The organism is Bacillus sp. JJ1503, from assembly GCF_036965125.1.
Classification (GTDB): domain Bacteria; phylum Bacillota; class Bacilli; order Bacillales; family Cytobacillaceae; genus Cytobacillus.
Genome location: NZ_JBALOZ010000268.1, coordinates 1 through 8,290 on the forward strand (window position 1 = coordinate 1; position 8,290 = coordinate 8,290).

General features: G+C 38.3%; 7 protein-coding genes. 3 read left to right on the plus strand and 4 right to left on the minus strand.

All coding sequences use genetic code 11. The features are described 5' to 3' along the window. Nucleotides 1–342: 342 nt before the first annotated feature. Together V7149_RS19600 and V7149_RS19605 are read right to left on the minus strand one after the other, a co-directional pair. Nucleotides 343–690 (minus strand): ArsR/SmtB family transcription factor, encoded by a 348-nt coding sequence (locus tag V7149_RS19600; protein WP_335347275.1) that lies wholly within the window; start codon nt 688–690, stop codon nt 343–345. Nucleotides 691–720: 30 nt separating this feature from the next. Next, entirely contained in the window at nt 721–2,472 is a 1,752-nt protein-coding gene (locus V7149_RS19605) for a SulP family inorganic anion transporter (RefSeq protein WP_335347276.1), read from the minus strand. A gap of 316 nt (nt 2,473–2,788) precedes the next feature. Here V7149_RS19605 and V7149_RS19610 point away from each other — a divergent pair, with 316 nt between their 5' ends. Together V7149_RS19610 and V7149_RS19615 are read left to right on the plus strand one after the other, a co-directional pair. Further along, on the plus strand, nt 2,789–3,991 hold the full coding sequence (locus tag V7149_RS19610; RefSeq protein ID WP_335347277.1) for an iron-containing alcohol dehydrogenase: 1,203 nt from the start codon (nt 2,789–2,791) through the stop codon (nt 3,989–3,991). 211 nt (nt 3,992–4,202) lie between these two features. After that, nucleotides 4,203–4,658, plus strand: coding sequence for a nucleoside deaminase (locus V7149_RS19615; RefSeq protein ID WP_335347278.1), 456 nt, complete (start codon nt 4,203–4,205; stop codon nt 4,656–4,658). 359 nt (nt 4,659–5,017) lie between these two features. Here V7149_RS19615 and V7149_RS19620 read toward each other — a convergent pair whose 3' ends face one another. Further along, nucleotides 5,018–6,352, minus strand: coding sequence for a uracil-xanthine permease family protein (locus tag V7149_RS19620; protein WP_335347279.1), 1,335 nt, complete (start codon nt 6,350–6,352; stop codon nt 5,018–5,020). Between the two features lie 188 nt (nt 6,353–6,540). On the opposite strand from V7149_RS19620, the gene V7149_RS19625 reads away from it, so the two are divergent. After that, complete coding sequence (locus V7149_RS19625) at nt 6,541–7,515, plus strand: aromatic ring-hydroxylating dioxygenase subunit alpha (RefSeq protein WP_335347280.1); 975 nt, start codon at nt 6,541–6,543, stop codon at nt 7,513–7,515. A 296-nt stretch (nt 7,516–7,811) separates the two neighbouring features. On the opposite strand, the gene V7149_RS19630 is transcribed toward V7149_RS19625, so the two are convergent. Then, on the minus strand, nt 7,812–8,290 hold a 479-nt coding region (locus V7149_RS19630; protein WP_335347281.1), incomplete at its 5' end, for a Ger(x)C family spore germination C-terminal domain-containing protein.

An 8,290-nucleotide genomic window follows, 5' to 3' on the forward strand; every position in this document is an offset into this window, starting at 1 on the left:
GGAATCCAAGGAAGATAAAAAAGTTGGACATAACAATCAAAATAAAATCCCGCGTCCAAATCTTATCGGACCCAATCTTATTCGGAAGAGTTTCATCCACTATATGTTTGCTCAATATCATTTCCCCCTGTGTAACACTCAAATGATTATTTATTATATTTAGGGACACTAAGTATAATGTCCATTGTACATAAGATTGGATGAGATTTCTATTTAAAAGGTCTGCCTTAGTTTTATCCACCGGAAGGGAATTATTCTTTGTTTTATTACAGGTTCACAGTCTATAACACTGATTGAGATTCACATTATACTATGAAAAAAACACAGCAACTAAAAGCTGTGTCAGTCTGTTTCTTCATTGCTTTCCATCTCTGATAATTTATCCAACATTGAAATTGCATCCACAAGATGATTATTAAAAATCTGCCTTGCCACCTGAAGCAATTCGATAATCATTGGATCTCTTAATGAATAAATCACCCGATTTCCATCCTTTGTACCAGTTACAATATTTTTTGATCGTAACACTGTTAGCTGCTGTGATACAGCAGAACCTTCACTTCCAACGATTGATTGAATTTCATTTACACTTTTGTCTCCATCTGAGAGAATCTCAAGAATTCGTATTCTAAGCGGATGGGCTAAAGCTTTAAAGAAATCTGCTTTGAATTTTTGCATTTCAAGGTTCATTTGAATAACCCCTCTTTATTTAGTGCAGTTTTATGAAGTAAATGCCTTTTTACCCGTATGCGCCTTGGAGGATAGCGCAGTGCATTCCTTAAAGGCAAAGTGTTTGCAGCCTAGGCATTTCTCTCTATTTAATTCTTGTAATGCATAATCAATCGCTTCGCCTGTATGTTCGAAGAAATGATCTTCTCTAATTGCATCGAATAAGCCAGTCTTTTGCATCATTTTCATCGGCTGTGGCCTTAATCCGGAGATTAAGACAATGCCATGCTTGGAAAAGTCCTTAATGATGTTAGCTAAAGAAGCCTCTCCAGTAGTATCCATAAATGGAACCTTTGACATTCTTAGAAGCAACACTTTTGGTTTATAATTGATGGTGCTCATTATGGTCTGTGAAAAGGTTTGCGCCGCGCCAAAGAATAAAGGACCTTCTATATTGTAAATACTTATTTGCGGACAATCATTAGTATCTGTGACCATATGGGTTCGTACCTTTTCGTGCTTGTTCTTATGATCTGGCAATGCTTTAGCAGTGACCATTATGTCACTCATTCGTTTCGTAAATAGAATGACGGCTAATAATAACCCGACCTCAACTGCTACCGTTAAATTAATAAATACGGTTAATAGAAAGGTGACAGACAGGACGAGGGAATCTTCTGTTTTTGTCTTAAGTACATGATAGAATACATGTCTTTCACTCATATTCCAGGCAACAACCATTAATATCGGCGCCATACTGGCCAACGGAATGCTTGAAGCATACCGAGCAAAGAGTACTAGTATTAATAATACCATGAACCCATGGATGATCCCAGAGAAAGGGGATACTGCTCCATTTTTTATATTGGTAGCTGTACGGGCAATTGCGCCTGTTGCCGGTATCCCTCCGAATAATGGAGTAATGATATTGGCCACACCCTGACCGACAAGCTCACGATTACTGTGATGTTTGCTGTTCGTCATCCCATCCGCTACAACGGTTGAGAGCAAGGATTCAATCGCACCAAGGATGGCAATGACAAAAGCAGGTCTAATTAGCTGAACGATTTTGTCCAAAGTAATGTCCGGAAGGGAAAACTGTGGTAAAGTACTTGGAATATCCCCATACGTAGATCCGATTGTAGCAACTTCTCCAGGATAAAAGATGGAGGCAACAATCGTTGATAAAAGCAACCCAATTAAAGGGCCTGGGACTCTCGGAAATAGTTTAGGAGTGAGAATAATAATTATTAAGCAAATGCCAGCGGTTAACACACTAAAGATATTAATCGTTTGAAGATGACTAAAAATCTCTACAATATTTTCGTGAAATAACTCATGCTGCTTAACGCCCTGTAGTCCAAGAAAATTGGCGATTTGCCCTGTGAAAATAATGACAGCAATTCCCGATGTAAATCCGATCGTAACAGGTCTTGGAATGAATTTAATTAATGCCCCTAACCGAAATACACCCATTAAACAGAGGATAATTCCCGCCAAAAATCCTGCAATAAGAAGGTTTTCATAGCCATAGGTAATAACAACTCCGAATAAGATCGGGATAAAAGCCCCGGTTGGACCGCCAATTTGGTATTTTGATCCACCAATTACGGAAATTAAGATTCCCGCAATAATAGTTGTATAGATTCCATACTCAGGCTTGACTCCTGATGCAATAGCAAATGCCATGCCTAGAGGGATGGCAATAACACCTACAACTAATCCAGACAAAAGATCCTTTTGGAAGCCTTGTAGAGAATACCCTTTATATCTGCCAGTGAAAAACCATTTTTCTTGCTTCATATTACCCCTTCTTTATTTTTAGTATCTTAATATATTAGTATATTTGATTATTTGAATATACTATAATATGAATATATACCTAATCCTTTATCCTGTCAAAGTAAGTTTAGTTACTATTGGAAAGAAAATCAAAAAATTTCAGCTTTATATGAGAATGAGTGTTAAAATAGTAAATATTTGATAATTCAGTATTTTCTATATCCTATTCACAATGGTAATTAGCTTATAAGCAATAATTCCGGAGTTACACCTTGTCATACTTTACATAGTTTGAGCGTTTAATGAAGTATAGGACAAAGCAGGGGGAGAGTGCAGGATGGAAAATTACGAGTTTTTTAGAGCGCCGCAAACCATTATCTATGGTCAAAAATCTTTCGAAAAAGTAGGGCAAGAAGCTTCATCAAGAGGGAAAAGGGCATTAATTGTCAGCGATAAAATCATGGATCGGTTAGGTTACGTTCATCAATGCCAAGAATATTTACAGGATCGTGGTGTTGAAAGCTCCATTTATCTTGGTGTTGACTCGGAGCCAACTGATCAATATGTAGCAGAGTCACTTGAGGTTTTTAAGAAAGAAAATTGTGATCTCGTTATTTCAGTAGGAGGCGGCAGCTGTATTGATACCGCAAAAGCAATAGCCGTACTTGCTGTTAATAGTGGTTATATCGGCGATTATATGGGAGGGAAGAAAATAGCGAGTCAGCCTCCTATCCCACATATCGCCATTCCTACGACAGCCGGAACCGGTTCCGAGGCAACTGATGCGACAGTTATTACAAATTCATCTAACCAAGTCAAAATGAAGATTAAGCAGCCTGCCTTTATGCCATTAATAGCGATTGTCGATCCACTTTTGACATTATCATCCCCGAAGCATGTTACAGCAGCAACAGGCATTGATGCACTAAGCCATGCAGTTGAGGCTTATCTTTCAAAGAAGGCACATCCAATGACAGATTCAATTGCGTTATCCGCAATGAAATTAATCGTTGAAAATATCCAAATAGCTTATTCGGACGGGAACAACATTAAGGCACGTGGAGCGATGTCACTTGGGTCCCTTCAGGCAGGAATGGCTTTCAGCAATTCATCTGTCTGTCTTGTTCATGGAATGTCTAGACCAATTGGGGCGTTATTCCATGTTCCGCATGGGTATTCAAATGCGATGCTTCTCCCTGCTGTATTGGAATTTAGCAAGGATTCCTGTATTGATCGATTAGCAGATTTAGGGAGAATTTTTGCAAAGGGAGGAAAGGAATTTTCTAATGTGGAGGCTGCAGATCTTGCCGTAGAATCTGTTAAAGAGCTTTGTCATACCTTACATATTCCCAATTTAAAAGGGTGGGGAATCGATGAAAAAGCATTTCAATTAGCTATAAGCAAAATGGCCAAAGACGCCATGGATAGCGGAAGCCCGGCAAATAATCCAAAGGTACCGACAAAACAGGAGTTGGAAGAACTCTACATGGATTGCTATCATTATAATTTTTTCGTAAAAAAGGAAGCCCACATCGACTAGAATACTAGAAAATTTTATTAAGGTGAAAGAGTCGAAGCGAACATGGAACAACAACAATCTCGTAACAGAAAAAGGTTCCCATATCGTCTAATGTAGGTGTAGAAGCAAACTGTACGAGAAGGAAGATGATGACGGCCCTGGTAGGCGAAACGGGGGCTAATATGATACGCTAGTAAGAAATGAGGTTTTGTACTAGAAAGGAGTCTTTATCATGGACACATTTATGAAGCAAGCCATTCAATTAGCTTTGGATAATGTTAAACAGGGCGGCCAGCCGTTTGGTGCTGTATTGGTAAGAGACAATGAAGTTATTTCTGATGGAGTAAATGAACTTCATATTCATTTTGATATAAGTGGACATGCAGAATTATTGGCGATTAGAAGGGCGCAAGCAAAGCTTCAAAAATTGGACTTGAGTGATTGCACCATATATGCGAGCGGTGAACCATGTTCGATGTGCTTAACCGCAATGTATTTTGCCGGTATTAAGACTATTTATTATGCAGCCTCAGTCGATGACGCAGAAAAGGCTGGCCTTGGAAAATCAAAAATGATCTATCTTGATCTTGCTAAAGAACGAAATGAACGAGAAATCAACATCATTCATATGCCTAGTGATGAATCCATTGCAGATCCAATGAAGCAATGGGAGGAAATCCAAAAGTAGTAGACGAAAAATAAATAAAATAGGAAGGAGCGGTTACTTAACGTAAAAGTCCGCTCCTTTTATCAATTCTATGAAGAAGAAACAGTAAGATTTCTAGACGAGCAGGGATTAATGTTATCGTTATAGAGGGATTCCGGCAAAAATCCTAACATAGAAATGTCCAATGTAAGGGTTATGTAGAAGGTTTGGCAAAAATCCTAACATTGAAGCGTGCAATGTTAGCGTTTTGAAGAGAACCGGTCTAAAACCCTTACATAGAAGTGACCAATGTTAGCGATTTGAAGAGAACTGGTCCAAAACCCTAACATAGGTATAAAAAAAGGAACTAATCGTAAAATTAGTTCCTCCGAATTTATCGATTATTCATTCACTGGTTCCGCTGCAGAATTTCTTTTACCAGTCGGAATGACTAAGTTTATTATGACAGTAGCAAGTGCGCCAACTGTAATGCCAGAAGATAAAATATATGTTGCCCATTCAGGTGCACTGTATAACACATCTTTTGGCAAAACAGTTACTGCGATCGTTAAAAGAATCGGGATCCCAATGACCATCATATTACGGTCATCTATGATGATTGGTTGAATGACCTTCATGCCATTTGTCACAATCGCGACACAAACGATACCAAAGATACCGTTAATTACAGGCTCAGGGATACAAGTGATAGCAGTAGAAAGCTTTGGAACTAGGCCTAAACAGACAAGGATAAGTCCACTAGCCATAATCGCTAATCTGCTGGCAACTCCAGTAATTGCAAGAAGTCCTGCATTAGATGAATAACCAGTCATTGGCGTGCTTCCAAATAGGGCACCAACAAAACATCCAAGACCTTCACCAACAGAAGCTCGGTTTAAACGCTTCTCATCAAGCTCTTTTCCTGTCACGGTAGAAACAACAAACCACGTTCCAGTCGTTTCGATTAAAATAATAAAATAAACTAAAACCATTGTAATAATAGCACTTACATTAAAAATCGGCTTACCAAAAGGAAGAAATGATGGCAATGAGAACCAAGCGGCTTCCTTAACAGGGGAGAAATCAACGCTTCCGAATAAGCTTGCTGTAAGCGTTCCTGCAACTATGGCAATTAAAACAGAAATCAAACGAAAAAAAGTTCCAATGCCATTCATTTTACGGCCTAGAAGCATACAAATGATCAGTACGCCTGCAGAAACTGCAGCAACGATAATGTTGTCACCAACATTGCCTGGTGCAATATAGATATTATTCATTCCGACTGGCATTAAGGCAATCCCAACAATGATAATAACGGTTCCCCCGACTAGAGGAGGAATGATTCTTTTGACTACCTTTGCAAACCATTTCAATGGATATCCTAGAAGTGCAATGATCAGTGCCCCTGGAATAAGACTTCCCGCAATAGCTCCTAATCCAAGCTTTCCCCCAATTGCTGCAATGGCTCCAATTGGTACATAGGAAGGACCCTGTACGACTGGCAGCTTTATTCCTGCACCAGTTTGAATTAAAGTAGCAAGCCCTGTTGCCAGAAAGCACATTTGAATAAAGAAAGACGTATTTTCAGTTCCTAAAGATAAAAGGCCAGCAATGATGATTGGTGCAATATACAAATCCATAGCTAACACGTGCTGTGCTCCAAGTAGGAGTGCCTTTCCATAACTTATTTTATCATCTACTCCAATGATAATCCCATTATTTGGTTTCCTTTCCAAAACGGTATTCCTCCTTGATATTCGCGTTTTTAACCTTTTCAACTGGATTATATTAAAAAACAAAGCGTTTGTATATAAAAAACGAACATTATTTTTAAAGTTATAAAATTTGTTCGTGTTTTTAGTTGACCAATGATAATAATCTTATTACAATGAAAATAGAAAATACGTAAATAAAGGGGACTAACATGATACAAGATCAAGTGTTGCTAGAAGATTGGATTGTTGCCTGTCGTTCTGTTGATGTGAAGAATACGCCTATTCAAGTAATTGTGATGGGAGAGCGGCTCGTTATTTTTAGAAATAGTGAAGGAGTCCATGCATTTAAAGATTTATGTATTCATAGAGGGGCAGCCTTATCATTAGGGGAAGTTAAGAATGATTGTCTTGTTTGTCCTTACCATGCCTGGGAGTTTCATCATGATGGGGATTGTGTTAAGATTCCTCAGCTTCCGGAAGGCAGATCGATCCCTAAGAAGGCAAAGGCAACGACTTATGGTTGTACAGAAAAATATGGATTTATTTGGGTGAACTTAGCTAATAATAATCCTGATTTCTTCTATTATAAAGAAATGGAAACAACAGATTACCACAATGTCATTTGGGGACCGCAGGAAGTAAATGCCAAGCCACCGCGTATCGTTGAAAACTTCTTGGATGTTGGCCATTTGGCAGTCGTCCATCAAGGGTTCCTTGGAGACGAATCTCATCGTGAAATTATCGATTATTCCGTAAATAAAGAGGGAAATCGAATATACTCAGACGAAATTGCCATTTATCAGCCTGATCCAGATGGTTCTGGAAATCCGAAATATGTCTATTACACATATGAAATTATTCGTCCTTTAACCGTTCTATTCACTAAGAAGGATCGTGAAAATGGGACACATATGACGATTTTATTAACCATCCGTCCGGAAACGGAAGATAAATCTGTAGCTTATGGAATTCTTTCATTCGACTACGAAACGGGATTATCAGATGAAGAAATTATTAAGTTCCAGGATGAAATTTTTGCTCAGGACAAGCCAGTAGTTGAGAATCAAAAGCCAGAAGAACTGCCGCTTGATTTACAAGTTGAGCTATCACTAGTAAGCGATAGAATGAGTATTGCGTATCGACAATATTTGAAGGAACTAGGAGTAATCCACGGAACCAATTGAGATATTATGATTGCCACGGCTAATGAGGCTTGTATAAGGTGCCTGGCTCCACACTAAAACTAACATCTAGAGTCTACCTCATTAATTAGACACTAGATGTTGTTGTATCGTGGCGCCTGGCACCTTTGCCTTATAATATTAAGCCATAAATGGATCCAACAATTGTTCCGCCTATTAACAAGAAAACCCCGAATGCTCCTATTTTATTCTTTTCTTTCCAAAGTGAAATACAAAAGCCAAGTGAATAGAGGAGGATAAGCACTAAGGTTATCCATAAGAAAATAAAAATGTTCAATTTAATCCCTCACTTTATGAAGACTTGGCAATTTACTTTGTCTCCCATATTCAATAATTTTTACTTTAACCGTTACTTTTACATCCATATTTGGATAGGCTTCCATCCAGTTAAATTTATGATAATCCTTAAGATTCGAAAATTCCTTTCTCGCGTTTAATGACCATCCAAACGGTTCTCCTTTGAATTCCTCCTGTGTCTTTCTGACAAAATTATTTATTCTCCCTTCAAATTGATCTTCAATATGTTTTTTTAATTTCTCTCGGTTCTCTTTGTTGGAATTGTAATTTACCATACTATGATCTGATAATACATCGATCATAAGCGGCAAAGTTACGTGGATCGTGCCATTCCTGTCAAATAAATTCATTTGAATATCGGCTTCCTTTTGCTGGGAGATTCTTACCCCCATGCTATAATTTTTATTAAATGGGTCTGGAACCGAAGCAAGCATATCTGTGGCATGAGCGACATTATTTA